This is a genomic window from Oribacterium parvum ACB1 (genome assembly GCF_000238055.2).
In the GTDB taxonomy this organism is placed as follows: Bacteria; Bacillota; Clostridia; order Lachnospirales; family Lachnospiraceae; genus Oribacterium; species Oribacterium parvum.
Genome location: NZ_KE148312.1, coordinates 1,708,766 through 1,734,848 on the forward strand (window position 1 = coordinate 1,708,766; position 26,083 = coordinate 1,734,848).

Here is a 26,083-nt window from a genome sequence, read left to right on the forward strand (position 1 = left end):
TCGGTGTGAAGCAATAAAGGAGAAAAATGCAAAGATTTGAATTGATTGTGCCCTGCCACTTCGGCTTGGAGTCTATTTGCAAAAAAGAAATTCACGACCTCGGCTATGAGGTTTCTTCCGTGAGCGATGGGAAGGTACAATTTATCGGGGATGCGGAAGCTATCGTGCGGGCCAATATTTTCCTGCGCACCGGAGAAAGGGTACTTTTGAAAGTCGGCTCCTTTCATGCGGAAAGCTATGAGGATTTATTTCAAGGAACAATGGCGCTTCCCCTAGAGGACTACCTTCCTGTCGATGCCTCCTTTTGGGTAACAAAGGCCAGCTCCGTAAAGTCCAAGCTCTTTTCTCCGAGAGATATTCAGGCGGTGATGAAGAAAGCAATGGTAGACAGGCTTTCCTCGGTTTATCATCAGAGTACTTTTTCGGAGCACGGAGCAAAGTATCCCTTCCGTGTTTCGCTCTATAAGGATGAAGTTTTGGTCTGCCTGGATACTAGCGGAGAGTCTCTTCATAAGAGAGGATATCGTTTGAAAATGGGAAAGGCGCCCATTAAAGAAACACTTGCCGCAGCCCTCATTCTCCTCAGTAAGTGGAGAGACGATGCCCCTCTCGTGGACCCGATGTGCGGTGCAGGAACCTTTCCGATTGAGGCTGCCATGATTGCGGCAAATATTGCACCGGGGATGGAACGAAGCTTCACGGCGGAGGAATGGGTGAATCTCATCCCGAAGAAAGAATGGTACAGCGCGCTGGAAGAAGCGGAAGACAACATTGACCGACATCTACTGGAAACAAAGGAAAACAGATTTGGAAAAATGGTGGATATCCAAGGCTATGACATTGATCCCGCGATGATTCCCGTATGTAGAGAGAATGCGGAAAGAGCGGGCGTTGCAAACATTATCCATTTTCAGGAAAGGGAAGTGGCGAAAATGTCCCATAGCAAGAAGCATGGCTATATTCTTACGAATCCGCCCTATGGAGAGAGAATCGAGGACAAGCGAAATCTTCCCCTGCTCTATACGGAGCTAAGAGAGGCTTTCGAAGGACTTTCCGAGTGGCAGCTTTGCCTGATTACGGCCTATGAACAGGCGGAAAAGTACCTCGGTAAGGCGGATAAGAATAGAAAAATCTACAACGGAATGATGAAGACATATTTTTACCAGTATAAAGGTAAATAGGAGCGTGAGATGCGAATTATATTTGCAACGCATAATGAAGATAAATTACGGGAAATTCGAGAGATACTGCGGGAGTTTCCCGGAGAAATCATAAGTAAAAAAGAAATAGGAGAATGGGAGGATGCCGTGGAAGACGGCAGCTCCTTTTTGGAAAATGCCGAAATAAAGGCCTATGACTTATATGTAAGACTGAAAAAGAAGGAACTTTTGCAGGATGGAGACATCATTATGGCAGATGATTCCGGTCTGTCTATTGAGGCACTTTCCTTTGGCCCGGGGATTTATTCCGCGCGCTTTTTAGGGGAAAACACACCTTACCCTGAGAAAAACAAGCGAATTCTTGAAATGATGAAGGAAGCTTCCAGCAAAAGCCGTTATGCTTATTTTACCTGTGCCATTGTTGCGGTTCTTTCCGACGGCAGATCTTTAAAAACGGAAGCTCGCTGTGAGGGGGAAATCGCGAAGGAAATAAGAGGTGAGGCGGGTTTTGGCTATGATCCGATCTTTTTTATTCCGGAATGCGGCAAAACTGCGGCAGAGCTTTCTGAAGAAGAGAAGAACAAGGTATCTCATAGAGGAAAGGCACTCCGCAAGATGGAACGCATCCTGAAAGAAGAGATAGCCAAGTCTAAAAAGACAGCAGAGGAGAAAAAATCGAAATCAAAAAATTCTGCTGAACGGAAAAAAGAAGAACATTCGGCAAGTGATTTTAAAGGAGAGAAAAAAATACTTGTGGTTTCCGATAATCATAGAAAGCTGGATAATATTTATCAGCTCTTGGAAGAGAATCCGGATATTTCCTATTTTATTCATTTGGGTGATAGCGAAGGATCTGAGGATGCAATTCGGACCCATCTTCCAAAGGGCTGTGAAAGCTACTTTGTGCAGGGAAATAATGATTTCTTTGCTTACTTACCCAAGGAAATTGAAATGAGATTGGGAAAAGAGAGGCTTTTCCTGACCCATGGGCATCTTTACGGGGTGGGATTTGACTTACAAGGCTTAGCGGATGAAGCAAGAGCAAGAAATTGCAGTATGGCTCTTTTCGGACATACACATAGACCCTTTAGTCGGATGGTAAATGGGGTGCTCTGTATCAATCCCGGCTCCATAAACTTCCCCAGACAGGAGAACAGAAAGCCGAGCTATGCGATGTTCTACCTGGATAAGAAGGGAAATCTTCGTACAGAAGCGAAGTATATATAAGGTAAGCGAAAGCGAACTTCTTTTTGCAGAAATATTTTTGCCTATCTTTTTAGATAAAAATTCTTGACAAACAAAATGAAATTCGCTACTATAAACGAGTCGCATCTGATGTGACCTTGATTCAGTAGCTCAGCTGGATAGAGCAACGGCCTTCTAAGCCGTGGGTCGGGGGTTCGAATCCCTTCTGGATCATTAACAAGTGTGCACGACTACGTGTGGCATCTTGTTCAAAACGAGTCTTTTGCTTTAGAGTAACAGCTTGTTTGCGAGAATAGCATGGTGGCCATAGCGTAGTTGGTTATCGCGCCAGATTGTGGTTCTGGAGGTCCCGGGTTCGACTCCCGGTGGCCACCCTTTTTATGTAGGGAGATATTTCTCGTTCTCGCTTTCCTACGGGCGACGCGGAGCGTCAACTCGTTTGACCTAGGGCCATCGCCAAGCGGTAAGGCACAGGCCTTTGACGCCTGCAGTCGTTGGTTCGAATCCAACTGGCCCTGTTATGAGACACTAGCTCAGTCGGTAGAGCACTTGACTTTTAATCAAGTTGTCGCGGGTTCGATTCCCGCGTGTCTCATTCCTTTTTTAAAGGTATGCGGATGTGGCGGAATTGGCAGACGCGCCAGATTTAGGTTCTGGTGGGCGACCGTGCAGGTTCAAGTCCTGTCATCCGCAGTATAAGAAAATAGAGATGGAAATCTGTAACGAGTACAACTCAATTCGAGTATACTCGCTATTTTTTTATTTTTATTGAAGCTTGCCTTCGTTTGGATTTTCATGATTTACCAAATCTGTATCATAGACTTTTTTTCCTTTTGACCTTATGCTAGAGGAAAGGTTGTTTTGGAAGGAAAATAAGGAGAAGGACCATGCATAAGGAAGCGGAAGAAAGACATCTGATTGAAAAAGCTTTTGAGGCAAGAGAAAGGGCCTATGTGCCTTACTCGCATTTTCGTGTAGGAGCAGCCCTGGAGTCGGAGACAGGTGAAATCTTTTTAGGTTGCAATATTGAAAATGCCTCTTACGGAGCAACGAATTGTGCGGAGAGAACTGCGTTTTTTAAGGCAGTGAGTGAGGGCTGTAAGAAATTTCGAAGAATTGCGATTGTGGGCGGTCTTATCGGAAAGGAAGAGACGGAATACTGTGCCCCCTGTGGTATATGCAGACAGGTTATGGCGGAATTTACGGATATTCATGATTTTCAGGTAATACTCGCAAAATCGACGGACGATTATCATGTATATAGCTTAGAGGAATTGTTGCCTCACGCTTTTTTACCGTCTGCATTGGACTAAGGCGGAAGTTGGAAATCTTTGGAAAGGAGATTGCTTATGATTAATTATTCGGAAGACGAGAGATGTTATCATATCGGTGTGCGCCCCGGTGAGGTAGGGAAGTATATTATTTTACCGGGAGATCCGAAGCGCTGCGCAAAGATTGCCAAGTATTTTGACAATCCCGTACAGGTTGCGGACAATAGGGAGTATGTAACAATCAGCGGAACGCTCCTTGGAGAGAAGGTGAGTGTTTGCTCTACGGGTATCGGTGGTCCATCCGCATCCATTGCCCTGGAAGAGCTTTCACAATGCGGAGGAGAGGTCTTTATCCGAGTAGGTACAGCAGGCGGTATGGAGCTTTCCGTAGAGTCGGGAGATGTGGTTATCGCAGAGTCTGCAATTCGCATGGAAGGGACTTCCAAGGAGTATGCTCCTATCGAGTGGCCCGCTACGGCGGATTTCTTTGTGACAAAGGAATTGTATGATGCGGCCAATCGTCTCGGCTTTAAAAATCATGTGGGGGTTGTACAGTGTAAGGATGCCTTTTACGGACAACATAAGCCGGAAGACTTGCCGGTTTCTTATGAACTTTTAGATAAATGGCAGGCTTGGCTGAAGCTGGGATGTAAGGCATCGGAGATGGAAAGTGCGGCACTTTTTACGGTTGCGGCATATTTGAAGAAGAAAATCGGAACGGTGCTCTTTATTGTTTCGAATCAGGAGAGAGTCAAGGCGGGGATGTCCAATCCGATATATCATGATACGGATAAGGCAATTCAGGTGGCAATCGAGGCCATTAAGGAAATGATACGAAGAGAACAGGCTTCCTCCTAAAAGGAAATAGAGCAGTCTGCGGAGCTTTGCGCTGAAAAGCCCGCAGGGTTCGGTGCTATGAATAAAAGCTTAAAACAGTAAAAGCGAAAAGGCCGGATAAATATAGTGTAGAAAGGATGCGTATGAAATTCAAAAGAGTATTTCTCATCGTTTTGGATTCGCTGGGAATCGGAAACGCTAAGGATGCAGCGCTTTTTGGGGACAGTGGTGCGGATACCTGGGGACATATCTCGGAAAAGATGGAAAGTTTCCGTATTCCCAATCTGCAAAAGCTCGGAATCGGGAATTTTAAAAAATTAAAGGGCGTTGCTCCGGTAGAAGCTCCGGAAGGGAAGTTTTTCCGTTTAAATGAGGCCAGTAGTGGAAAGGATACCATGACCGGACACTGGGAAATGATGGGAATCAAGACCGAAGTTCCTTTTGTTACCTTTACCGACACCGGATTCCCGAAGGAATTGATTGAGGAATTAGAGAAAAGGACGGGGAGGAAGGTCATTGGCAATAAGTCGGCTTCCGGTACGGAAATACTGGACGAATTGGGAGAAGAGCAATGGAGAACCGGAGATATGATTGTTTATACCTCGGCGGATTCCGTATTGCAGATTGCCGCTCCCGAGGATGAGAAGATTTTCGGTTTAGAGGAACTGTATCGTTGTTGTGAAATTGCCAGAGAAATCTGCATGAAGCCCGAATGGAAGGTGGGAAGAATTATCGCAAGACCCTATGTCGGGACGAAAAAAGGAGAGTTTAAAAGAACTTCCAATCGGCACGACTTGGCCGTAAAGCCGCCACGGGATACTGTCTTAAATGCTCTGGAAAAAGCCGGCTACTCTGTAATATCCATTGGGAAAATAGCGGATATTTTTGTAAATGAGGGGATTACCGAGGCGGAGCATTCGAATTCTTCCGTTCATGGTATGGAGCAATGCATTGCTGTGGCAAAAGAGAAGGACTTTACCGGTCTTTGCTTTGTAAATTTAGTGGATTTTGATGCCATTTACGGGCATAGAAGGGATCCCGTCGGCTATGGAGAGGAGATTCAGCGTTTTGACGAAAAGCTGGGAGAACTTTTGTCTGTTTTAAAAGACGATGATTTGCTTCTTCTTACTGCAGATCATGGAAATGACCCGACCTATAGCGGTACGGATCATACGAGAGAACAGGTACCTCTTCTTGTGTATTACAAGGGAATTCAGGGTGGAGAAGGAGCGGAGCAGGACAGCTTTGCCGTTCTTGGTGCGAGTATAGCGGAGAACTTCTCCGTAAAAATGCCGGAAGGTCTGATAGGAAAGTCTATTTTAGCTGAGCTTACAAGATAGGCTTATGAATAAAATTACTTTAAATCGGGGGAGTATGGAGGAAAATATAAATTTCACGGATGCTGAGCGTACTGCAATGAATCTTGCTTTAGAACTTGCCGGAAAAGCGAGAGAAAGAGGAGATGTACCGATTGGAGCAGTTATCCTTTATGATGGATTAAAGCCCGATTCTCCAATGGGAAGACTTTGTAGGGAAAAAGGAATCTTTCCGGGAGAAATTCTCGGAACAGGCTTTAATCAAAGAAATTTTCACGGAAATGCTTTGTGCCATGCTGAGATTTTGGCAATAGAGGAGGCTTGTAAGAAGATAGGGGACTGGAGGCTGGAGGATTGCACCTTGTATGTCAATCTCGAACCCTGCCCGATGTGCGCCGGAGCAATTTTACAGGCAAGGATCCCTCGGCTTCAGATGTCTGTTCGAAATCCCAAGGCGGGTTTTTGCGGTTCTGTTATGAACATCTTACAGATGAAGGAGCTGAATCATCGGGTGGAGATTACAGAAGGTCTTCAAGCGGAAGAAGCAAGAAAACTTTTACAGGATTTTTTTGCAAAACTTCGGCTGAAAGAAGAGTAGAATTGTCTGAAAAAGGAAGAAGGATGAAAGAATTTGCAGAAAAAAAATACAAAAGATCCATTCTTATCGGGGCGGGAAGCTTTTTCGGGCTTCCTTTTTCTATAGGAGAAGAGGACTTTGTCATTGCTATAGACGGGGGAATGAAGCATTGTGAAAAAGAGGGTATCAGAACAAACCTGCTTTTGGGAGATTTTGACTCTTATTCCATAAGAGAGGAAAAGCCCACGGCTCCTTTTTCTGCCCAAGAGAAGCACGGTATTGCAAAACAATATTCTATTTTTGGAGAAAACTGTATGTCGGAAGCATTTTTGGAAAGGAATAAGCAAGTCTCTCTTCCTACGATTTCCCTTCCTGCAATCAAAAATGACACTGACCTTCATGCGGCAGTGAAGCTTTCGCTGGAGATGGGAATCAAAGAAATGCATATTTTAGGAGCGTTGGGGGGAGAACGCATGGATCACAGCTATGCTGCTTTACAGAGTTTAGCCTTCCTTACAGAAAAGGGAGGAGAGGGCTACCTTTATGGAAAAAGGCAGGTATTTACGGCGTTACGGAATGGGATAAAATGCTTCTCCAAGGAATACAAAGGCTACTTTTCAGCCTTTTCCTTCAGTGATTCTTGTAGCGGTGTTTCCGAAAAAGGATTTAAGTATCTGATTGAAAATGTCTGTTTGCGAAATACGGAGCCGGTAGGAGTGAGTAACGAATTTATCGGGGAAGAAGCGGAAATAGAAGTGAAAAACGGAATCTTGATTTTATCTTATGAACTCTTGCAAGCCTAATTTGCCTTTGCTATAATTTAGACGAGAAAGACAAATACCTTTGTATTATCTCATACAGACTTCTGCTGGGACGTACGAGGCCACACAATTTGAACCTACAAATATGACATACGGGATTCCAAGATTTGTGATAAGGAAAGCATGCCTTCCGTCCGCGGTAAAGGATCCTTGAGCTATCCGTGAGGTTACCCACCTGGCTGAGTGCTAGGAGTCAAACGTGTGGTACGGCGTTTCGGTAGTCTGTTTTTATCTGGTGCTTTTGCTTCATATCGTTTGATGTGGAGCTTTTTTTATAATATGCCCTTGGTGGAGAGAGTGAAGAGTTCATATAGGGGGATAATCGAGGGAGAGAAGGGATTCCGAGCTGGGAGCTTAGAATAGAGGAAGAAGGATGAAACACGAGGATTGGAAGGAACAGATTAAATGGGGAATAACCGCATTTTCCGTATTGGCTGCAGTATCTTTAGTCTATGTTTTGGTCAATAATTTTTATGCCGTAAAACAGAATCTTGCCGTTTTTTTACAGATTTTGATGCCGATTATATATGGTGCGGTTTTGGCCTATTTAATGAGTCCTGTGTATAATTTTGTTGTGAAAATTCTTGGAAAAGTATACTACTTTTTCCTGGGGGAAAAAGCATCTCAACGTTTCCTGGGATTTTTTGGTACAGTAGCAAGCATTCTTTTCCTTTTTTTTCTGACAAGCGGTTTAGTGTCCATGCTTATTCCGGAGTTAACCAAGTCGGTTTTAAGTCTCTACTTCAGTCTTCCCGATACGATTAACCGTTCCTATAATAATTTGGCGGTTATATTGGAAAAGTTTCCGGACTTGCGTCCTTATGCGGAAAAAGCCTATGAAGAAATCAGCAGTTTTTTTACGGGAAAACCGGATAATACGCAGGCAATTTTTGCTCATCTGCAGAATCTCGCTACATTCTTTACAAACGGAATATGGAGTACCTTGACAATTGTAAAGAATATTTTAATCGGCCTCATTGTTATGGTATATCTTCTAAACATGAAGGACCTTTTAAGACGACAGTTCAGAAAACTGCTCTTTGCTTTGTTTTCTCAGAAAAAAGCCAAGGGAATCATTGAGGAAATGCAGTATGTACACCGGGTTTTCGGCGGATTTATTCTCGGGAAAATCATTGACAGTATCATTATCGGTATTCTTACATTTTTTGTCTTAAGCCTGATGAAGATGCCGTACACCTTACTCGTATCCGTGATTGTCGGGGTAACCAATGTCATTCCTTTTTTCGGCCCGTTTATTGGCGCGATTCCCTGCTTCATTTTGATTTTATTGACCAGTCCCATACAGAGCTTGTATTTTGCCATAGCAATCTTGATTATTCAGCAAATTGACGGAAATATCATCGGACCGAAGGTTCTTGGAGATTCTACGGGTCTCTCCAGCTTCTGGGTTCTTTTCTCCATTCTTCTTTTTGGCGGTCTGTTCGGTTTTGTAGGAATGATTATTGCGGTTCCCTTCTGGGCGGTCATTATGAACACTCTTCGACGCTATATGGACAGACGTTTACAGAAAAAGAACCTACCGATTTCTTCTTCAGAGTACGAAGACTTTGAGAAATTTTCAGGAAAGAAATCGGATAAAGTAGCGGAACCTAAGGGAAAAGAGTATGCGAAAGATACGGATGAGCTTTCTAAGGCACAGATAATCAAGGACATAGAAGCTGCAGCGGATGAAGTGGAGCTATCGGGGGAATTGTAAAAATACTTTAACTCCGCTATAATAATACGGTTTAAATGAAATAAGAGCCGGAATACAGCATAGAGCTTTTGGCGAAATCTATAAGGAGAAAGAAAAATGGCAACATTATTAGAAAATTGGAGAAATGCGGCGTACGGAAACGGAATGAATAAGACAGAGCAGGAAGCGCTTTGGCAGAAGTATTTTACGTTGGAGAAGGGCTTCTATGAGAAGGTACTTTCCGATCCGAAGAAGGTTTACGAGGGAAGCGTAAAGGAGCTTGCCGAGCAGTTCGGTATTGAAGAGTTTATCTTTGTCGGTATCTTGGATGGTATCGATGATTCTTTAGCGGGCTTCCACAATCCGATTGACAGCATGGAGTCGGATACGAAGGTAAAGATTCAGGTTGATCCGGAGAAGCTCTACTACAATATGGTAGAGGCGAAGGCTTCCTGGCTCTATGATCTTCCGCAGTGGAACGACATTTTAACGGAAGAAAGAAGAAAAGAGCTATATAAGGAGCAGAAGAAGTCCGGTACGGTAAGAAGAGAGGGAAAGAAGCTGTACCCGAACGACCTTTGTCATTGCGGTTCCGGAAAGAAGTACAAGAAGTGCTGCATGAGAAAAGATGAAGAGAGAGAGAAGGAACTTTCCGCAAATGAGTAGTAGAGATTATTTACTGAGGGCAACTGCGGCAGAGGGACAGATTCGTGCGTTTGTCTGTACGACAAGGGACACGGCGGAGGAACAGAGGAAGCTCCACAATACCTCCCCTATTGCAACGGCGGCCATGGGAAGGCTTATGAGTGCCGCTCTTATGATGGGAGTGGATTTAAAGGGGGATAAGGACCTGATTACCCTTTCCGTTAAGGGGGACGGTCCGATGAAAAGTTTGGTAGCCACAGCCGATTCGCACGGGACAGTGAAAGCTGCCTGTGCCAATCCCTATGTCATCCTTCCTGCGAAGGCAGACGGACACTTGGATGTTGGAGGAGCTGTCGGAAAGGGCATTCTTTCCGTGATTCGAGACAATGGATTGGGGGAGCCCTATGTGGGGCAGACTCAGCTTTTAAGCGGAGAAATTGCCGAAGATGTCAATGCCTACTTTAGCATCAGTGAGCAGATTCCTTCTTCTGTCGGGCTTGGGGTACTGTTGAACAAGGAAAATACGGTAGAGGCTTCGGGTGGCTTTATTATTCAGCTTTTACCCTTTGCCGAGGAGAGTTTACTCGACAAGCTGGAAGAGAAGCTGAAAACGGTACATTCCGTAACGGACCTTTTAAAGGATGGACATACGCCGGAGAGTCTTTTGGAATTTCTGCTTGGTGATTTTTCTCCTGAAATACATGAAAAGAGAGAGCTGTCTTATTTTTGCAATTGCAGCAGAGAAAGAGTGGAAAAGGCCTTGATTTCTCTTGGTAAAAAGGAAATAGAGTCTTTGATTTCCGATCACAAGGCGCAGGAGGTTCGTTGCGATTTTTGCAATAAGCGTTATGTCTTCACGGAAAAGGAATTGGAAGAACTGCTAAAGCGGTAGAAAATATGGGAAAATCGACTAAAACCCATGTGTTTTCACAAGAAAATTAGTTGACTATGATGAAATGGTATGCTATCCTTAACCCATTGTAATCAATTTCGGTTACAATCGTTTTTTTGGAGGATACAGTAATGAAAGGTACAGTTAAGTGGTTTAACAACCAAAAGGGATACGGATTCATCTCTGATGAGACAGGAAAGGATGTATTCGTACACTACTCTGGTTTGTCCGGAGACGGATTCAAGTCTTTAGAAGAAGGACAGGCAGTAGAGTTTGAAGTAGTTGATGGTGCTAAAGGACCTCAGGCTACCAATGTAGTAAAGCTTTAAGAGATACGATAAGCTTTGCGTACATAAGCTGAGAAGTGCAGTGCACAGCCCGGATAGACAGACACAAAGCATCAATCATCTCACTTTCTCTTTAGTTTTGTACCGTATTGTAATATAGATTTCTTTCTCTGTAGCAAACAGTATTGTTTTCTTTGAGAAAGGGACAGCATTGCAAGAAGTGTCAAGTTAAAAGAAAAGAAGCAGGACGGCGTGAAGCCGTCCTTTTTTTGTATTCGTACAGACTAATTCGTGAGAAGCTTTAAATATAAAGAAAAATTGTCATCACGGCATAGAGAAAAATAGATTTTTTTATAGTGCATAACATGTTAAACTAAGGACTGATTTACACGATTGAATATTTAAAGGGAGGAAAATGGATAAAGATACTAGAAAAATGACGTCTTATGCGATGCTGCTCGCGCTTTCCATGATTCTGGGTTATCTGGAATCGATGATTCCTACGCCTTTTCCGATTCCGGGAATCAAGCTGGGCCTTGCCAATATTGTCAATATCATCGGTCTCTTTTCACTGGGCATACTGCCGACGGGAATCATCAGTTTTCTTCGTGTGTTACTTCTATCCATGCTCTTCGGAAACCTGATGACCTTGAGCTATTCCATGGCGGGATTTTTCCTGAGTTTTTTTGTGATGATTCTTGCGAAACAATGTTTCAAGTTATCCTTCATTTCCGTAAGCCTTTTAGGCGGTATTTTCCATAATGTCGGACAAATCCTGATGGCGGCCCTTCTTCTTCGTAATCCTGTTCTTTTTGCTTACCTGCCCCTGCTTTTACTTGCCGGAATGGCAGCAGGAATCGTGATGGGAGTTTTAGCGTCTATAGTAGCGAAACGTTTATCGAAATTTTTCAGAGAATTAAGGGGATAGCTTGCAAGAAGAGTAGTTCGGTGCTATCCTATAAAAGAACAAACGTTCTTATATGTAAACGACTTTCATTTATTTCAAGGCTTGCTCATTTTCTTTTTCCGACATTTTAGGAAAAGAAAAAGCGGAAAGCGGAAGAAGACAGAAGTAAAAGTAGGAAGAAAGTCGAAATAGATAGAAAATAGCAACAGATAGAAGGTAAAAAATTAGAATAGAGATAGAAAAGGGGCAAATTTTGGAAAAAGGGCAGATTTTGGAAAAGAAGTGGATCAAAATTCGAGGTGCCAATGAGCACAATTTAAAGCATGTCAATCTGGATATTCCGAGAGATTCTTTGGTGGTGCTTACGGGACTCTCGGGCTCCGGAAAGTCCTCTCTTGCCTTCGATACGATTTATGCGGAGGGTCAGAGGCGTTATATGGAGTCGCTCTCTTCTTATGCAAGACAGTTCCTCGGACAGATGGAAAAGCCGGATGTGGAGCTCATAGAGGGACTTTCTCCCGCGATTTCCATTGATCAGAAATCGACAAACCGAAATCCGCGTTCCACGGTAGGAACCGTCACAGAAATCTATGATTATATGCGTCTTCTCTATGCAAGAGTGGGGCTGCCCCATTGTCCGGAGTGCGGAAGAGAGATTAAGAAGCAGACCGTGGACGAGATGGTGGATCTCCTCATGAAGAAGGAGGAGGGGACGAAGATGCAGCTTTTTGCTCCTGTTGTACGGGGAAAAAAGGGTATGCATGAAAAGCTCCTGCAGAGCCTTCGCCGTTCCGGTTATGTTCGTGTACGAATTGACGGCAATCTCTATGAGCTCGAAGAGGAGATTTCCTTAGAGAAAAATATAAAGCATACGATTGAAGTTCTGGTGGATCGTCTGGTTGTGCGTAAGGGAATAGAGAAGAGGCTTACGGATTCGATTGAGCAGGTGCTCTCCCTTAGTAACGGTCTCCTTCTTGTAGACTTTTTAAACGGAGAAGAGCTTCAGCTCTCCACGAATTTTGCCTGTCCCTTTGACGGCACCAGTATTGAAGAAATTGAGCCGAGAAGCTTCTCCTTCAACAATCCCTTTGGAGCCTGTCCGACCTGCTTCGGTATTGGCTATAAGATGGAATTTGACGTGAAGCTGATGATTCCGGATGAGAGCCTCTCCTTGAATGAAGGAGCTATTTCCGTACTGGGCTGGATGAACTCGAAGGATGAGGGAAGCTTTACTCATGCCATGCTTGTGGCCATGAGTGAGAAGTACGGTTTCTCATTGGATACACCTTTTCAGGAGCTTTCGGAAAAGGTGAAAAATCTAATCATTAACGGAACAAACGGGGAGAGAGTCACGGTACATTATCAGTCGCAGTACGGGAAGGGCGCAGTGCATCAGGTGGCCTTTGAGGGCTTACTTGCCAACATTGAGCGCCGATATAAGGAGTGCTTTTCCGAGAAGATGAAGATAGAGTATGAGCAGTTTATGCGCATTACTCCCTGTCCGAGCTGCCACGGGGCGAGACTGAAGCCCTCATCTTTAGGCGTGACTGTCGGAGAGAAAAATATTCATGAAGCGACCATGCTTTCCATGGATGAGTTCTTTGACTGGATAAGCTCTGTAAAGCTAAAGCCCATGGAGGCGAAGATTGCGGAGCAGATTCTTCGAGAAATCAAGGCAAGATCCAGGTTTATGCTGGATGTCGGATTAAACTACTTAAGCCTTGCCCGTTCCGCGGGAACCCTCTCCGGAGGAGAGTCACAGAGAATTCGTCTGGCCACTCAGATCGGATCCGGTCTTGTGGGGGTTGCCTATATTTTGGATGAGCCGAGCATCGGTCTTCATCAAAGAGATAATGATAAGCTGATTGCGACCTTAAAACGGCTTCGGGATCTTGGAAACTCCGTTATCGTCGTGGAGCACGATGAGGATACCATGCGGGAAGCGGATATGATTGTGGATATCGGCCCCGGTGCGGGAGAGCACGGAGGAGAGGTGGTTGCCGTAGGTACGGCGGAAGAAATCATGCAAAATCCGGCTTCCATAACGGGACAGTATTTAAGCGGGAAAAAGAAGATTCCACTCCCGAAAAGCAGAAGACCCTATATCCATACCTTGGATGTTTACGGTGCGGAGGAGAACAACTTAAAGAATGTCGATGTACGGATTCCGCTTTCAGTCTTTACCTGTGTGACCGGGGTTTCGGGTTCCGGAAAATCCTCCCTCGTAAATGAAATCGTGCACAAGTACTGCGCAAAAACTTTAAATAAGGCGAGATTGGTACCGGGCAAGTTCCGTAAAATCACGGGAACGGAGCACTTGGATAAGGTGATTGATATAGACCAAAGTCCGATTGGAAGGACGCCCCGTTCGAATCCGGCAACCTATACCGGGGTCTTTGACCTCATTCGTGACCTCTTTGCGAGTTCCAAGGATGCCAAGGAAAGAGGATACAACAAGGGAAGATTCTCCTTTAATGTAAAAGGCGGCCGTTGTGAAGCCTGCAGCGGAGACGGCATCGTAAAGATAGAGATGCACTTCCTGCCGGATGTCTATGTGCCCTGTGAAGTTTGCGGAGGGAAACGCTACAACAGAGAAACTCTGGAAGTAAAATACAAGGGAAAGAACATCTATGATGTTTTAAACATGACGGTGGAAGAGGCATTGACATTTTTTGAAAACATCCCTAGCATTAGTCGTAAGATGCAGACTTTGATGGACGTGGGACTATCCTATATCCGTCTGGGACAGCCCAGCACCGAGCTTTCCGGAGGAGAGGCGCAGCGAATCAAGCTGGCTTCGGAGCTGAGCCGAAGAGGTACCGGAAAGACACTGTATATCTTGGATGAGCCGACTACGGGACTACATTTTGAGGATGTACGGAAGCTGGTGGAAATGCTGCAAAGACTCGCCGACGGCGGAAATACCGTGTTGGTTATCGAACATAATTTAGATGTGATTAAATGTGCCGATTATATTATCGATATGGGACCCGAGGGTGGCTCCGGCGGCGGAACGGTGCTTTGTACCGGAACTCCGGAAGAAGTGGCAAAGAATCCGAAGTCTTATACCGGACAGTATTTGAAGAAGTATTTACAGTAGTCTTTATAGAAGTATTTGCAGTAGTCTTTGTAGTAGATTAACTTGGAAACGGTAAAAATCCAGCGATGATAAGGAGGCAAAAATGAGTGCGGATTGTATTTTTTGTAAGATTGCAAACGGAGAAATTCCTGCAAAGACGATTTATGAGGATGCGGATTTTCGGGTGATTTTGGATATTGCACCGGGCACACCCGGTCATGCTCTTATTTTACCGAAGAGCCACGGAGAGGATCTCTTTAGTCTGGATGATGCAGTGCTTCAGAAGGTCTTTCCTCTGGCAAAAAGAGTGGCGAAGGCAATCATGAAGGCAACGGGGGCAAAGGGCTGCAATATCGTGCAGAATAACGGCGAAGTAGCCGGACAGACCGTGCATCACTTTCATGTGCACATTATTCCGCGTTTCGGGACGGAAGGAAATATTGTCTCTTGGAACCCTTCCGGATATGCTGATGGAGAAATGGAAGTTTTGCAGGAAAAGATGGTAAAGGAGCTTCATGGCTAAGATATTGTTAACCGGCGGAGGAACGGCGGGGCATGTGACCGCGAATCTCGCCTTACTCGGGGAATTAAGAGAAAAGCATACAATTTACTACATGGGGTCAAAGGACGGCATAGAGAAGGAGCTTGCGGAAAAGGCGGGACTCCCTTATTTCGGGATTTCGACAGGGAAGTTGCGTCGTTATTTTTCTTTGCGGAATCTCACAGATCCCTTCCGGGTAATCGGCGGATTTTTTCAGGCAAGAAAGCAGATTCAGGCTTGGAAGATTGATCTGGTCTTTTCCAAAGGAGGCTTTGTGGCGGTGCCGGTTATCTTTGCGGCGGCAAGCCTTGGAATCCCGATTATTTGCCATGAGTCGGATTTTACTCCCGGACTGGCAAACAAGCTGACCATTCCTTTCACGAAGAAAATCTGCTGTAATTTCCAGGAAACGGTTTCCCTTCTCCCCAAGGGAAAGGCAGTTTGTACCGGTGCACCGATTAGAGAAGAGCTCTTACAGGGAAGCCGGGAAGAGGGCTTAAGTCTTTGCAGCTTCTCCGGAGAAAAGCCGGTGCTCATGGTGATCGGCGGAAGTCTGGGATCCGTGGCAATCAACACCGCCGTTCGGGAGAATATAGAGAGCCTCGGACAAAACTACGATATCATCCATATCTGCGGGAAGAAGAATGAGGACAAGTCTCTTTCCGATTTAGCGTATTACAGGCAGTTCCCTTATGTGAATGAGGAGCTCGCCGACCTCTATCAGGCGGCGGATTTTGTGATTTCCCGTGCAGGGGCAAATGTTATTTATGAGATTCTTGCTCTTAAGAAGCCGAATATTCTAATCCCTTTACCGAAAAAGGCTTCCCGAGGAGACCAGATATTAAATGCGGAGTCCTTCTCTGCGCAGGGATTTTCCGTAGTGCTTCCTCAGGAAGAGCTGGAGGAGAATCCGGCGGTACTCCCGGACTGTCTTGAAAAGCTTCATGAGAACAAGGAGAAGTATATAAAAGCGATGGAAGCTTCTAAGGAAAGAGACGGCAGAAAGAATGTGTTGGCTGTTATTCAGTCGGTTCTGGATGGAAAATCGTAGTGTAGAAAAAAGAAACGTAGTGTAGAAAAAAGAAGCGTAGTGTAGAAAAAAGAAGCGTAGTATAGAAAAAAAGGAGAGAAAATGATTGGAATCATCGGTGCCATGGAGGAAGAGGTTGCCCATTTGGTTAAGCTCTGCGAAGAGCGGGAAGAAATCGTACAGGGTCCCTATCGTTTTTATAAGGGGAGACTCTCCGGAAAGGATGTCGTGCTGGTTCGTGCAGGGGTTGGAAAGTGCAATGCAGCAGCCTGTACCCAAGCCTTGATTGACCGTTTTCAACCGAGCTATATTTTTAATACCGGAATTGCCGGAGCGATTTCTCCGGAGGTGCATATCCTAGACCTCGTGATTTCAAGGGATGCCTTGCAGTACGATGTAGATGTGACACGCTTTGATTATCCCCTCGGGAAGGTGCCGGGAGATGAGAAGCTGGGATATGATGCGGACCCGCGTCTTTTGGAAATTGCAGTAGAGGTAAATCAGGAAATCAATCCTGAACATAATAGTTATATAGGACGGGTAGTTACCGGAGACCGCTTTGTGTCTTCTCATGAAACAAAGGAGTATTTGAAGAAGACCTTTGATGCCACCTGCTGTGAAATGGAGGGTGCCGCTATAGCGCAGATTGCGACAAAGAACGGCATTCCTTTTGTGATTCTTCGCTTCATTTCCGATGAGGCAAATGATGAGGCAAGCATGGTGTATGAGGAATTTGAAGCAAAGGCCATAGAGAAAACGGTAGATTTTATGCTGGAGTTTTTGCGAAGGGTTTAATCTGCATCAGAATAAAATTTTGCGAAGGGTTTGGGCTGAATTAGAATAAGATTTTGCGAAGAGTTTGGGCAGAATTAGAATTCATTTTTTGCTTTAGGCTTTTAATGTACTTTTAAGATAAGTTTTCTAAAACAGGGAAGAAAGACTTGCGTGTCCTCTTGCCTGTTTTTATAATAACGGAAGTTGTGTATTTTATATTTTTTATGATAGAAGCTATTTTAGGATAATAGGAGAAAAGGAGAAGAATATGCTGAAGTTGGATTTGTCGAAGGCAAGACAGTTTGTTTCCGAAGAGGAGATGGCGAATTTTAAAGCACAGACTCTCTTGGCAAAAGAGATTTTAGTAAAGAGGAGCGGTGCCGGAAATGATTTTCTCGGCTGGGTAGACCTTCCGGAGAATTACGATAAAGAGGAGTTTAAAAGGATTCAGGCAGCGGCAAAGAAGATTCAGGAGGATTCGGATGTCTTACTGGTCATCGGTATTGGCGGGTCTTATCTTGGAGCAAGAGCAGCCAATGAGTTTTTGAATCACAGCTTCTACAATGAGCTTCCGAAGGAAGAGAGAAAGACACCGGAGATTTACTATGTAGGAAACAATATTTCTTCCAAGTACATTGCCGATTTAAAGCAGATTTTAAAGGGAAAGGATTTTTCCGTAAATATCATTTCCAAGTCCGGAACCACTACCGAGCCGGCCATTGCCTTCCGCGTGTTTAAGGCTATGCTGGAAGAAAAGTACGGAAAAGAAGGAGCCGCAAAGAGAATTTATGCGACAACCGACAAGGCAAGAGGGGCTTTGAAGAGCCTTGCCGATGAGATGGGCTATGAAGAATTTGTGGTACCCGATGATGTAGGGGGAAGATACTCCGTGCTGACCGCGGTTGGACTTCTTCCCATTGCCGTTACCGGAGCCGATATCTGCGAACTGATGGAGGGTGCCGCTTCCATGAGAAAGGCTCTTTTAGAGCAGGATTACGAAGTAAACCCGGCATTGCAGTATGCTGCGGCAAGAAATATCATGCTTCGTAAGGATAAGAAGATTGAGATTTTTGTAAACTATGAGCCATCCTGCCATTATATTTCCGAGTGGTGGAAGCAGCTCTACGGAGAGTCTGAAGGAAAGGACCAGAGAGGCATTTTCCCGGCTTCCGTAGACTTTACAACAGACCTGCACTCTATGGGACAGTTTATTCAGGAGGGTGCAAGACTGCACTTTGAGACGGTTTTAGAGGTCATGGAAAGTGCAGCGGAACTTGTGCTGGAGAAAGAGGAGATTGATACGGACGGCATGAACTACCTTGCCGGAAAGACCGTGGATTTTGTCAATAAGGCTGCTATGCAGGGAACAATCCTGGCGCACACGGACGGAAATGTACCGAACTTCCTTCTGCAGATTGATAAGCAGTGTGAGAGAACGCTCGGAGAGCTTTTCTACTTCTTTGAGTTTGCCTGCGGTGTCTCCGCTTATATAAACGGCGTGAATCCTTTCAACCAGCCCGGTGTAGAGAGCTACAAGAGAAATATGTTTGCACTTCTCGGAAAGCCCGGTTATGAGGAACTCGCAAAGGAACTGGCAAAGAAGTAAAAGCGAGATACCGCACGCTTTGCGTGTGATACTCGTTATGAGAAAAAGGGGCTGTAAAAAATCAAAATTATTTTGATGTTTACAGCCCCTTTTATTCTTCAATCACCTGAATCTCCAATCCGTCAAAGGAAATCTCCTCCATAAAGGAGTCGGAAAGGAAGGTCGTTTTGGAACGAGTTTGAAACTCCCGAATTCTTGCCGGAAGCCAGATGGGAACCGGCAAATCAAAGTGATGACAGATTTCTTCCAAGGCGGTATAGACCTTTTTAGTTCTGTTTTCCGCTCCTTCCTGTCTGGAGACGCAGGAAGCAATCACTTTTCCGTTTTTCCATATTTGTCCGCTTAATCGAAACATATTCATCCTTTATCTGAAAATAAAAAATATCGTTCTTTTTTCTTTAATCCAAATGTAGTAAAAAAAAGCCTGATTTGTCCTTATCAAAGCTTTCCTAGCTTAGCTTGAAATGGAATATTTGTCAAAAGGGAGAAGAAGGTATTCTTAAGACGCCATTTTTTGAGAGCTATGAGATAGTTTGTTTTGCATATAAAGAGATTTATGAAAAACTGTTTACAAAACAAATGTTCTGTTATATACTCCGGGAAAAGGAGAGGAGAGATGGAGAGGAAAGAGTCTTGCGGAATTATGGCAATCGATTTGAAGTCGTTTTACGCTTCCTGTGAGTGTGTAGAGCGAGGTCTGGATCCCATGGATGCTTATCTGGTTGTGGCAGATGGGGGAAGGACGGAGAAGACTATTTGCCTTGCGGTCAGTCCGGCATTGAAGGCCTTCGGTGTTCCCGGAAGAGCGAGACTTTTTCAAGTGATTGAGAGGGTAAAGGAGGTCAATTACCGCAGGAAGAAGGAAGCAAAGGAGGGCAGATTGGTCGGTAGTTCCTGCCTGGACTCGGATTTAAGAGCTTATTCCTTTTTGGCTCTGTCTTATATTACAGCGCCTCCCCGGATGGCTCTATATATGGAATATAGCAGACGTATCTATGAAATTTATCTGCATTTTGTATCTAAAGAGGATATCCATGTCTACTCCATTGATGAGGTTTTTATAGATTTACGCCCCTACCGAGAGATTTATCGAATGTCTTCGGAGAGTCTGGCGAGAGAGATTGCGGAGAAGGTCTATACGGAGATGGGAATCGTTGCCACTGTGGGACTTGGAGAGAATCTCTATCTGGCTAAGGTGGCCATGGATATTTTGGCGAAGAAGGTGAAAGTAGAGGGGCAGGAAGTAAGGCTTGCTTCGCTTACGGAGGAGTCTTATAGAAGGAGACTCTGGAGTCATCAACCGCTTCATGATTTCTGGCAAATCGGAAGGGGAACAGAAGAACGACTCCGACGATACGGAATCTATACTATGGGAGATATTGCTCTGGTATCCCGTGCCGGTGTGAAGGAGAAAGTGAACCAGCTTTTATTATATAAGCTCTTCGGAATACAGGCGGAATATTTGATTGACCATGCCTGGGGGTACGAGCCTTGCAGAATTGCGGACATTCATAGCCTCAGTGCAAAGAAAAAGAGTATATCTTCCGGACAGGTCTTGCCCTATCCCTATAATGCCAACTTGGGCAGAGTTGTGGTGGAGGAGATGGCATCTTCCCTTTCCTATGAGCTTAGAGAGAAGAATTTGGACACAGAGATGCTACAGCTCTATCTTTCTTTTGACGAGGAAAATATAGGAGGGTCTTACAGCGGAGAGACAAGAAGAAACTATTACGGGAAAATAGTACCAAGAAGTGCCCATGGATTACGACATTTGGAGAAAAAAACCAATGGAGAGTCGGAAATTGTAGAGGCGATTTTGTCCATCTATGATGAAATTATGGATGCAAGGCTGTCACTTCGGAAGATATCTTTGTCAGCGGAGGATGTACAAGACTTTAGCGAGGAAAAGGTAGGGCAGATTGCACTTTTCGACTATCTTAGAGAAAAAAATGAGGCGGAGCAGAGCGATAAAGGAAAAAACACCGCGACAGAAGGTTTGCAGCGTGATAAGCTGAAAAAAGACAAAGCGAGAGATGCTTCCCTTCAGGTCATGCAGAAGTACGGAAGGAATTCTATCCTAAAGGCATATCAATATATAGAGGGGAGTCGGGGGAGAGAAAGAAACAGACAGATAGGGGGGCATAGTAGTGGAGAGTGAAGAAAGAAGAACATTGTCAAAGTACGAAAGAATTTTGTATTGTGAATATCCTTTTAGCCTTTGCAGAAAGAGAAGCAGTTTGTCCCACAGGGCTGTACAGTTTTTCTCTTTTGCGGCATTAAAAGGCTATGAGGAGATGATAGAGGAAGGAGAAGAAAATCATGCAATATCAGAACATTAAAAACGGTCCGTCAGAGGTATCCCGCATCATCTTAGGTTGTATGCGTATGCCCTCTTTATCTGTGCAGGAAGTGGCAAGGCAGATAGAGAAAGCGGTGGAAGGCGGAATCAATTTTTTTGATCATGCGACCTGCTACGGTAGAGGAGAGGCGGAAAAGCGTTTTGGTGATGCCCTTAGGGAGACATCCATAAAAAGAGAAGATTTACGGATTCAAAGTAAGTGTGGACTTTGCTTTGAGAGAAATGAGTTCGACTGGACAAAGGAGAATATTCTGACAAGTGTGGATGAGAGCCTCCAACGTTTAAAAATGGACTATTTGGATGTTCTCCTTTTGCATAGACCCGACCTGATTTATGATCCGGAGGAAGTAGCGGAGGCCTTTGAAGCTTTGGAAAAGAGCGGAAAGGTTCGTTTCTTCGGTGTCAGCAATGTCCCGATGATGCAGCTGAAAGTCTTAAAGAAGTTTGTGAAGCAGCCCCTTAGTATCAATCAGTTACAGCTCTCCATTACAGCATCCCAGCTGATTGACCAGACACTTTATGTAAATGATTTGACAACGGACTTATCCCTTGATCGGGACAACGGGCTTTTAGACTATTGTCGTCTGGAGGATATTACGATTCAGGCTTGGTCTCCTCTGCAGTTTGGTAAGTTTGAGGGATGTTTCGTGGATCATCCTGACTTTCCGGAGTTAAATCAGGCACTTTCCGAGCTTGCGGAAAAATATAAAGTATCCAAGACCGCTATTGCGATTGCCTGGATATTACGGCATCCGGCGAAGATGCAGGTCATTGCAGGTACGATGAATCCAAAGCATTTAGAGGATTACTGCGAGGCAACGAAGGTGGAACTGACCCATCATGAGTGGTATCAGCTCTATCTTGCGTCCGGAAAGAAATTACCATAGTGCTATAGTGTGGCAGCATAGTATCGTATGAAAACCTAGCAAAACAACTAAGATTCCGCTTTTTTATAGTATAGATAAAGCAATGAAAAAAATGGGGATATAAAAAATCAAAACATCCGCTTTGTTTTTTACATCCCCATTATACAATTATTCTATTTTACAAGAATACTTATCCAATGCTGTCAATATTCAGAGTATATCCCAGAATTTCTCCCACATCGGTACATTTTCCTTTTAAGGTAATAGTGTCCCCTTTATTCATGGTCTTAATGGCTTCTTTTTGCTCATCTGTTTTTATGAAACATTGAACACTTAAAAGGGTAAAATCATTGGCTTCTTTCGATAGTGAGATATAAGAGCCCTGTGCATCAATGTTACTTAGTTTACCGGTGACTTGAATATATTTTCCTTTATACTTATCTGTTGCATTCATTGCATTGGCTTCCAAATCATCAATCATTTCATCTGTGGTATATGCTGTATATTCGATTTGCGCTTCAGTGGGCACTTCCGTTTCTACTGCTTGTTCGTTACTGACCGTTTCTGTTTTTGGAGAACTCTTATCATTTGAAGACTCGCCTTCAGTACCTTTCTTTCCCATGACAGCTCCCAATACACCAATAACAATAATGGCAATAACGATATTTCTGATTAAATGTCCTTTTTTCTATGCTTCCTCCTCCATGTAAAAATATTTTTGTTATAGAATTCGTATATTGCGATTATATATATATATATATATATAGTAAAGAGATATGAAATAAAAATTGTTCAAATAGCACAAATTTGAAAATGTATTGCTTTGATATTATTAAATGGAATCTATTTTTTTCAAAAAACAAGAAATCACCCGGATGTATCATGATATAGAAAAAGCTAAACGATGGAAGAAGAAAATAGCGTATTTTTGAGAAATAAAGCTATGAGGCATTGACATATACCCTACAGGGGTATATTATTCTCTCCGAAAGAGGAGTTTATAAGACAGTCTCATAAACTGCTTTATCTTAAGAGTAGGAGGGTTAAATGAAAAAATATACGGTAACAGGTATGTCCTGTGCAGCTTGTCAGGCAAGGGTGGAGAAGGCAGTGGGAAAGCTTCCCGGCGTAACGTCCTGCTCGGTTTCTCTCCTTACGAACAGCTTAATCGTGGAAGGAGAGGCCTCAGAGACGACCATTCAGGAAGCAGTGGAGAAAGCCGGCTACGGCTTTGTATCCGAAGAAAATCAGAGCAAGACCAAGGATTATCAGAACGGTAATAGAAGTAGTGCGGGTCAAAATAATCGAGGGCAGGCTTCCTTTTCAGATCAGGAAACGGCAGCATTAAAAAAGCGTTTTCTGCACTCACTGCTCTTCCTCGTTTTACTTATGTCTTTATCCATGGGACCGATGCTTTTCCATTTTTCGTTGCCTACAGTTTTACAATATCCGGGAATTTTGGCACTTACGGAAATGTTACTTGCCATTATTGTCATGTTGATTAACAAGAAGTTTTTTACTTCCGGCTTTTCTGCCCTGTTTCATCTCTCCCCCAATATGGATAGTCTTGTGGCACTTGGCTCTACGGCATCCTTCTTGTATTCACTGGGAGTTTTATACGGGATAAATTATTACTTGGAGATTGGAAATCAAGAAATGGCGCATCATATCGGGCATCATCTCTACTTTGAGACGGCGGCAATGATTCCGACTCTGATTACCCTCGGGAAGATGCTGGAATCTATTTCCAAAGGAAGAACCACGAGTGCCTTGCAGGGGCTTATGAATTTAAGTCCAAAGACCGCTGTGGTAGTAAGAGACGGAGTGGAAAGCACTGTTCCGATTGAAGAAGTGGAAGTGAACGATACGTTTCTGGTGAAGCCCGGCGAGCAGATTCCGGTAGACGGCATCGTTCTTTCCGGAAGAACGGCGGTAGACGAGTCGGCACTTACCGGAGAATCCATTCCGGTAGATAAAGAAGAGGGAGCAAAGCTTTCTGCAGGCACTTTGAATCGTTCCGGTTTTATCACAGGAAGGGCGGTCCGTGTCGGGAAGGATACGAGCCTTTCACAGATTATCGAAATGGTTTCCAATGCCGCGGCAACGAAGGCACCGATTTCCCGTATTGCGGATAAGATTTCCGCTGTTTTTGTTCCTTTTGTAATGGGAGTGGCTTTACTTACGTTCTTCATTGTGCTGGGAAGCGGAGCGGAGTTTTCTTCCGCACTTTCTCGGGGAGTGGCGGTTTTGGTTATCAGTTGTCCCTGCGCTTTGGGGCTTGCAACACCGGTTGCAATCATGGTCGGAAACGGTGTTGGAGCAAAAAACGGGATTCTTTTTAAGACGGCATCTTCTCTGGAGGAAGCCGGAAAGATAGAAATTCTTGCTCTCGATAAAACCGGGACACTTACGAACGGTAGCCCTATAGTGACGGACATTTCTCCTGTGAAGGAAGAAAAGAGAGAGGTACTTTTGCAGCTTGCGGTCTCCATTGAAAAAAACTCCGAGCACCCGCTTGCGAAGGCGATAGAAGTCTATGGAGAGGAGCATCATATCAGTCCTTATCCGGTGGAGGATTTTCAGGCCATGACGGGACACGGTGTGTCGGCAAGCTATCAGGGAGAAAGACTTTTTGCCTGCTCTGAAGGCTATGTGCGGGAGCATTTTTCTGTGGAAGAGGGATTTTTGGAAAGACTGGATTCTCTTTCCAAAGAGGGAAAGACCAATCTCTTTTTCGTAAAAGGAGAGGAAGTCTTGGGTGCCATTTCCGTAGCGGACAGCTTAAAGGAAGATGCAAAGGATGCGATAGCGGAACTGAAAAAGCAGGGTATTTTTACCGTGATGCTGACAGGAGACCGGAAGAGTACGGCGGAAGCTATCGCAAAAGAAGCCGGCGTAGACTTGGTGGTTAGTGAAGTGCTTCCTGATGGAAAGGAAAAAGTGATTAAGAGGCTGCAGGCTTACGGAAAAGTAGCTATGGTGGGAGACGGAATCAATGATGCCGTAGCCTTAACAAGGGCGGATCTCGGTATTGCTATCGGGGCCGGAACGGATGTCGCCATCGATGCTGCGGACATCGTGCTCATGAAGTCGAAGGTTTTGGATATTCCGAGAAGTATTCGTCTCTCTCGTGCCACGATTCGAAATATTCATGAAAATTTGTTCTGGGCCTTTTTCTACAATGTGATCTGTATTCCGCTTGCGGCAGGCTTTTACTCTGCGGTCTTCCACTGGAATTTTGAGATGAATCCGATGGTAGGGGCTCTTGCCATGAGCCTTTCTAGTGTCACGGTTTGTCTCAATGCTCTTCGACTGAATCTATTTTCCGTAAAAGAGGCTAAAGGAGACAGAAAAAGAGGAATCGGAAAAGAGAAGGAAGTAAAGCTTTTGGCGGAATTTTCCCAAAGAGGAACAGTGATAAACAATCTAAATGAAAACAAAAAACAGGAGGAAAAAAGAATGGAAAAGAAGATGAATATTACAGGAATGATGTGCGGGCATTGTGAGGCCAGAGTAAAGAAGGCACTGGAGGCCGTGGAAGGGGTGGATCATGCGGAAGTGAGCCATGAGAGCGGGACGGCGACCGTTTTCTTAAAGAAAGAAGTGGATAATGCTACACTAAAAGCGGCAGTAGAGAAAGAGGACTACGTCGTGACAAACATAGAATAAGACAGGTGCTTCATGGAAAAATGTCACTGTGCCGAAAGAAAAAAACTGCATCCTCGGGATGAAGCGGAGAAAAAGGCTTTAATCTCTCGTCTAAACCGCATGGAAGGCCAGATTAAGGGGATTCGGAATATGCTCCTTGAAGATCGCTACTGCGTGGATATTATTACGCAGGTCAGTTCCGTATCTTCCGCACTAAAGGCCTTCAGTAAGGAACTGTTACAGAGGCACATTGCTTCCTGTGTGGTGGAAGAAATACAGGGCGGAAAAGAAGATGCAGTAGAGGAGCTTTGCGAACTGATTAAGAAGATTATGTAGCTTTAAGATAAGCTTTTCTCTTTAAGCAAGTACTTAAAAAATTCAAATTCTAAAGAACCCCCAAATTCTAAAGACAATCCTCTATTTCTAAAAGAAAAGAAAAAGAGAATTATTCTTGAAGATTTTCATACTTTAAACACAAAAGGACTCTATACTGCCCCGCATAGAGTCCTTTTTATTATAATAAGCGGTACAGAAGATAGAGCGCTTTTTCGAATAGATGGACAGG

Annotated in this window: 24 protein-coding genes and 5 tRNA genes; 27 read left to right on the forward strand and 2 right to left on the reverse strand. The window is 44.3% G+C overall.

Going from position 1 to position 26,083, the window contains the following annotated elements:
• Positions 1-26 precede the first annotated feature (26 nt).
• From HMPREF9625_RS07615 to HMPREF9625_RS07720, 22 genes are all read left to right on the forward strand, one after another.
• The gene (locus tag HMPREF9625_RS07615; protein ID WP_009534118.1) at positions 27-1,181 is read left to right on the forward strand and encodes a THUMP domain-containing class I SAM-dependent RNA methyltransferase; all 1,155 of its coding nucleotides are present in this window, start codon (positions 27-29) and stop codon (positions 1,179-1,181) included.
• Between the two features lie 9 nt (positions 1,182-1,190).
• Positions 1,191-2,387: an RdgB/HAM1 family non-canonical purine NTP pyrophosphatase gene (gene rdgB, locus HMPREF9625_RS07620; RefSeq protein ID WP_009534119.1), complete on the forward strand. Its 1,197-nt coding sequence runs from the start codon at positions 1,191-1,193 to the stop codon at positions 2,385-2,387.
• 118 nt (positions 2,388-2,505) lie between these two features.
• A tRNA-Arg gene (locus HMPREF9625_RS07625) sits at positions 2,506-2,579 on the forward strand.
• A gap of 87 nt (positions 2,580-2,666) precedes the next feature.
• Positions 2,667-2,740, forward strand: a tRNA-His gene (locus HMPREF9625_RS07630).
• 72 nt (positions 2,741-2,812) lie between these two features.
• A tRNA-Gln gene (locus HMPREF9625_RS07635) sits at positions 2,813-2,884 on the forward strand.
• Positions 2,885-2,888: 4 nt separating this feature from the next.
• Positions 2,889-2,961: transfer RNA gene (locus tag HMPREF9625_RS07640), tRNA-Lys, on the forward strand.
• 18 nt (positions 2,962-2,979) lie between these two features.
• A tRNA-Leu gene (locus HMPREF9625_RS07645) sits at positions 2,980-3,059 on the forward strand.
• A gap of 194 nt (positions 3,060-3,253) precedes the next feature.
• Positions 3,254-3,679 carry a cytidine deaminase gene (locus HMPREF9625_RS07650; RefSeq protein ID WP_009534120.1) on the forward strand — a complete coding sequence of 142 codons (426 nt, stop codon included), beginning with the start codon at positions 3,254-3,256 and terminating at the stop codon, positions 3,677-3,679.
• 36 nt (positions 3,680-3,715) lie between these two features.
• Entirely contained in the window at positions 3,716-4,495 is a 780-nt protein-coding gene (udp, locus tag HMPREF9625_RS07655) for a uridine phosphorylase (protein WP_009534121.1), read from the forward strand.
• A 122-nt stretch (positions 4,496-4,617) separates the two neighbouring features.
• Complete coding sequence (locus tag HMPREF9625_RS07660) at positions 4,618-5,814, forward strand: phosphopentomutase (protein WP_009534122.1); 1,197 nt, start codon at positions 4,618-4,620, stop codon at positions 5,812-5,814.
• A gap of 34 nt (positions 5,815-5,848) precedes the next feature.
• Entirely contained in the window at positions 5,849-6,388 is a 540-nt protein-coding gene (locus tag HMPREF9625_RS07665) for a nucleoside deaminase (RefSeq protein ID WP_242822693.1), read from the forward strand.
• Between the two features lie 23 nt (positions 6,389-6,411).
• Positions 6,412-7,170 (forward strand): thiamine diphosphokinase, encoded by a 759-nt coding sequence (locus tag HMPREF9625_RS07670; RefSeq protein ID WP_009534124.1) that lies wholly within the window; start codon positions 6,412-6,414, stop codon positions 7,168-7,170.
• Between the two features lie 391 nt (positions 7,171-7,561).
• Positions 7,562-8,905 carry an AI-2E family transporter gene (locus HMPREF9625_RS07675; RefSeq protein ID WP_009534125.1) on the forward strand — a complete coding sequence of 448 codons (1,344 nt, stop codon included), beginning with the start codon at positions 7,562-7,564 and terminating at the stop codon, positions 8,903-8,905.
• A 96-nt stretch (positions 8,906-9,001) separates the two neighbouring features.
• Positions 9,002-9,550 (forward strand): SEC-C metal-binding domain-containing protein, encoded by a 549-nt coding sequence (locus HMPREF9625_RS07680; protein WP_009534126.1) that lies wholly within the window; start codon positions 9,002-9,004, stop codon positions 9,548-9,550.
• Positions 9,543-10,421, forward strand: coding sequence for an Hsp33 family molecular chaperone HslO (gene hslO / locus HMPREF9625_RS07685; protein WP_009534127.1), 879 nt, complete (start codon positions 9,543-9,545; stop codon positions 10,419-10,421). The genes HMPREF9625_RS07680 and hslO overlap by 8 nt, the downstream gene beginning before the upstream one ends.
• 131 nt (positions 10,422-10,552) lie before the next feature.
• Positions 10,553-10,750 (forward strand): cold-shock protein, encoded by a 198-nt coding sequence (locus HMPREF9625_RS07690; RefSeq protein ID WP_007156460.1) that lies wholly within the window; start codon positions 10,553-10,555, stop codon positions 10,748-10,750.
• A gap of 373 nt (positions 10,751-11,123) precedes the next feature.
• Positions 11,124-11,636: a Gx transporter family protein gene (locus HMPREF9625_RS07695; RefSeq protein WP_009534128.1), complete on the forward strand. Its 513-nt coding sequence runs from the start codon at positions 11,124-11,126 to the stop codon at positions 11,634-11,636.
• A 250-nt stretch (positions 11,637-11,886) separates the two neighbouring features.
• Positions 11,887-14,715 carry an excinuclease ABC subunit UvrA gene (gene uvrA / locus HMPREF9625_RS07700; protein WP_334290491.1) on the forward strand — a complete coding sequence of 943 codons (2,829 nt, stop codon included), beginning with the start codon at positions 11,887-11,889 and terminating at the stop codon, positions 14,713-14,715.
• 82 nt (positions 14,716-14,797) lie between these two features.
• Positions 14,798-15,217, forward strand: a complete 420-nt coding sequence (locus HMPREF9625_RS07705) for an HIT family protein (protein ID WP_009534130.1) — start codon at positions 14,798-14,800, stop codon at positions 15,215-15,217.
• Positions 15,210-16,286, forward strand: coding sequence for an undecaprenyldiphospho-muramoylpentapeptide beta-N-acetylglucosaminyltransferase (locus HMPREF9625_RS07710; protein WP_009534131.1), 1,077 nt, complete (start codon positions 15,210-15,212; stop codon positions 16,284-16,286). Before HMPREF9625_RS07705 ends, HMPREF9625_RS07710 begins: the two co-directional genes overlap by 8 nt.
• A gap of 81 nt (positions 16,287-16,367) precedes the next feature.
• Positions 16,368-17,060, forward strand: coding sequence for a 5'-methylthioadenosine/adenosylhomocysteine nucleosidase (locus HMPREF9625_RS07715; protein ID WP_009534132.1), 693 nt, complete (start codon positions 16,368-16,370; stop codon positions 17,058-17,060).
• A gap of 247 nt (positions 17,061-17,307) precedes the next feature.
• A complete protein-coding gene (locus HMPREF9625_RS07720) occupies positions 17,308-18,645 on the forward strand; it encodes a glucose-6-phosphate isomerase (protein WP_009534133.1) in 1,338 nt (445 codons plus the stop codon).
• A gap of 91 nt (positions 18,646-18,736) precedes the next feature.
• Here HMPREF9625_RS07720 and HMPREF9625_RS07725 read toward each other — a convergent pair whose 3' ends face one another.
• The gene (locus HMPREF9625_RS07725) at positions 18,737-19,000 is read right to left on the reverse strand and encodes a hypothetical protein (RefSeq protein WP_009534134.1); all 264 of its coding nucleotides are present in this window, start codon (positions 18,998-19,000) and stop codon (positions 18,737-18,739) included.
• 261 nt (positions 19,001-19,261) lie between these two features.
• On the opposite strand from HMPREF9625_RS07725, the gene HMPREF9625_RS07730 reads away from it, so the two are divergent.
• The 3 genes from HMPREF9625_RS07730 to HMPREF9625_RS07740 are packed head-to-tail and all read left to right on the forward strand — an operon-like array spanning position 19,262 to position 21,891.
• The gene (locus tag HMPREF9625_RS07730; RefSeq protein ID WP_009534135.1) at positions 19,262-20,803 is read left to right on the forward strand and encodes a Y-family DNA polymerase; all 1,542 of its coding nucleotides are present in this window, start codon (positions 19,262-19,264) and stop codon (positions 20,801-20,803) included.
• Positions 20,793-20,984, forward strand: coding sequence for a hypothetical protein (locus tag HMPREF9625_RS07735; protein ID WP_009538264.1), 192 nt, complete (start codon positions 20,793-20,795; stop codon positions 20,982-20,984). Before HMPREF9625_RS07730 ends, HMPREF9625_RS07735 begins: the two co-directional genes overlap by 11 nt.
• Positions 20,965-21,891 (forward strand): aldo/keto reductase, encoded by a 927-nt coding sequence (locus tag HMPREF9625_RS07740; RefSeq protein WP_009534136.1) that lies wholly within the window; start codon positions 20,965-20,967, stop codon positions 21,889-21,891. The genes HMPREF9625_RS07735 and HMPREF9625_RS07740 overlap by 20 nt, the downstream gene beginning before the upstream one ends.
• 169 nt (positions 21,892-22,060) lie before the next feature.
• Here HMPREF9625_RS07740 and HMPREF9625_RS07745 read toward each other — a convergent pair whose 3' ends face one another.
• Positions 22,061-22,543, reverse strand: a complete 483-nt coding sequence (locus HMPREF9625_RS07745; protein ID WP_051129413.1) for an OB-fold protein — start codon at positions 22,541-22,543, stop codon at positions 22,061-22,063.
• Positions 22,544-22,917: 374 nt separating this feature from the next.
• Between HMPREF9625_RS07745 and HMPREF9625_RS07750 the strand changes: the two genes are divergently transcribed.
• On the forward strand, positions 22,918-25,539 hold the full coding sequence (locus HMPREF9625_RS07750) for a heavy metal translocating P-type ATPase (RefSeq protein WP_009534138.1): 2,622 nt from the start codon (positions 22,918-22,920) through the stop codon (positions 25,537-25,539).
• Positions 25,540-25,551: 12 nt separating this feature from the next.
• Entirely contained in the window at positions 25,552-25,854 is a 303-nt protein-coding gene (locus HMPREF9625_RS07755) for a metal-sensing transcriptional repressor (RefSeq protein ID WP_009534139.1), read from the forward strand.
• Positions 25,855-26,083 lie beyond the last annotated feature (229 nt).

Bases quoted from the DNA above. Each gene is read 5' to 3' on its own strand.
- HMPREF9625_RS07695 (WP_009534128.1), top strand. From the start codon at position 11,124: ATGGATAAAGATACTAGAAAAATGACGTCTTATGCGATGCTGCTCGCG.
- HMPREF9625_RS07730 (WP_009534135.1), top strand. From the start codon at position 19,262: ATGGAGAGGAAAGAGTCTTGCGGAATTATGGCAATCGATTTGAAGTCG.
- HMPREF9625_RS07680 (WP_009534126.1), top strand. From the start codon at position 9,002: ATGGCAACATTATTAGAAAATTGGAGAAATGCGGCGTACGGAAACGGA.
- HMPREF9625_RS07650 (WP_009534120.1), top strand. From the start codon at position 3,254: ATGCATAAGGAAGCGGAAGAAAGACATCTGATTGAAAAAGCTTTTGAG.
- HMPREF9625_RS07705 (WP_009534130.1), top strand. From the start codon at position 14,798: ATGAGTGCGGATTGTATTTTTTGTAAGATTGCAAACGGAGAAATTCCT.
- HMPREF9625_RS07670 (WP_009534124.1), top strand. From the start codon at position 6,412: ATGAAAGAATTTGCAGAAAAAAAATACAAAAGATCCATTCTTATCGGG.
- udp (WP_009534121.1), top strand. From the start codon at position 3,716: ATGATTAATTATTCGGAAGACGAGAGATGTTATCATATCGGTGTGCGC.
- HMPREF9625_RS07710 (WP_009534131.1), top strand. From the start codon at position 15,210: ATGGCTAAGATATTGTTAACCGGCGGAGGAACGGCGGGGCATGTGACC.
- HMPREF9625_RS07755 (WP_009534139.1), top strand. From the start codon at position 25,552: ATGGAAAAATGTCACTGTGCCGAAAGAAAAAAACTGCATCCTCGGGAT.
- HMPREF9625_RS07690 (WP_007156460.1), top strand. From the start codon at position 10,553: ATGAAAGGTACAGTTAAGTGGTTTAACAACCAAAAGGGATACGGATTC.
- HMPREF9625_RS07665 (WP_242822693.1), top strand. From the start codon at position 5,849: ATGGAGGAAAATATAAATTTCACGGATGCTGAGCGTACTGCAATGAAT.
- HMPREF9625_RS07675 (WP_009534125.1), top strand. From the start codon at position 7,562: ATGAAACACGAGGATTGGAAGGAACAGATTAAATGGGGAATAACCGCA.
- HMPREF9625_RS07750 (WP_009534138.1), top strand. From the start codon at position 22,918: ATGAAAAAATATACGGTAACAGGTATGTCCTGTGCAGCTTGTCAGGCA.
- HMPREF9625_RS07720 (WP_009534133.1), top strand. From the start codon at position 17,308: ATGCTGAAGTTGGATTTGTCGAAGGCAAGACAGTTTGTTTCCGAAGAG.
- hslO (WP_009534127.1), top strand. From the start codon at position 9,543: ATGAGTAGTAGAGATTATTTACTGAGGGCAACTGCGGCAGAGGGACAG.
- HMPREF9625_RS07725 (WP_009534134.1), bottom strand. From the start codon at position 19,000: ATGTTTCGATTAAGCGGACAAATATGGAAAAACGGAAAAGTGATTGCT.
- HMPREF9625_RS07660 (WP_009534122.1), top strand. From the start codon at position 4,618: ATGAAATTCAAAAGAGTATTTCTCATCGTTTTGGATTCGCTGGGAATC.
- HMPREF9625_RS07740 (WP_009534136.1), top strand. From the start codon at position 20,965: ATGCAATATCAGAACATTAAAAACGGTCCGTCAGAGGTATCCCGCATC.
- HMPREF9625_RS07615 (WP_009534118.1), top strand. From the start codon at position 27: ATGCAAAGATTTGAATTGATTGTGCCCTGCCACTTCGGCTTGGAGTCT.
- HMPREF9625_RS07715 (WP_009534132.1), top strand. From the start codon at position 16,368: ATGATTGGAATCATCGGTGCCATGGAGGAAGAGGTTGCCCATTTGGTT.
- rdgB (WP_009534119.1), top strand. From the start codon at position 1,191: ATGCGAATTATATTTGCAACGCATAATGAAGATAAATTACGGGAAATT.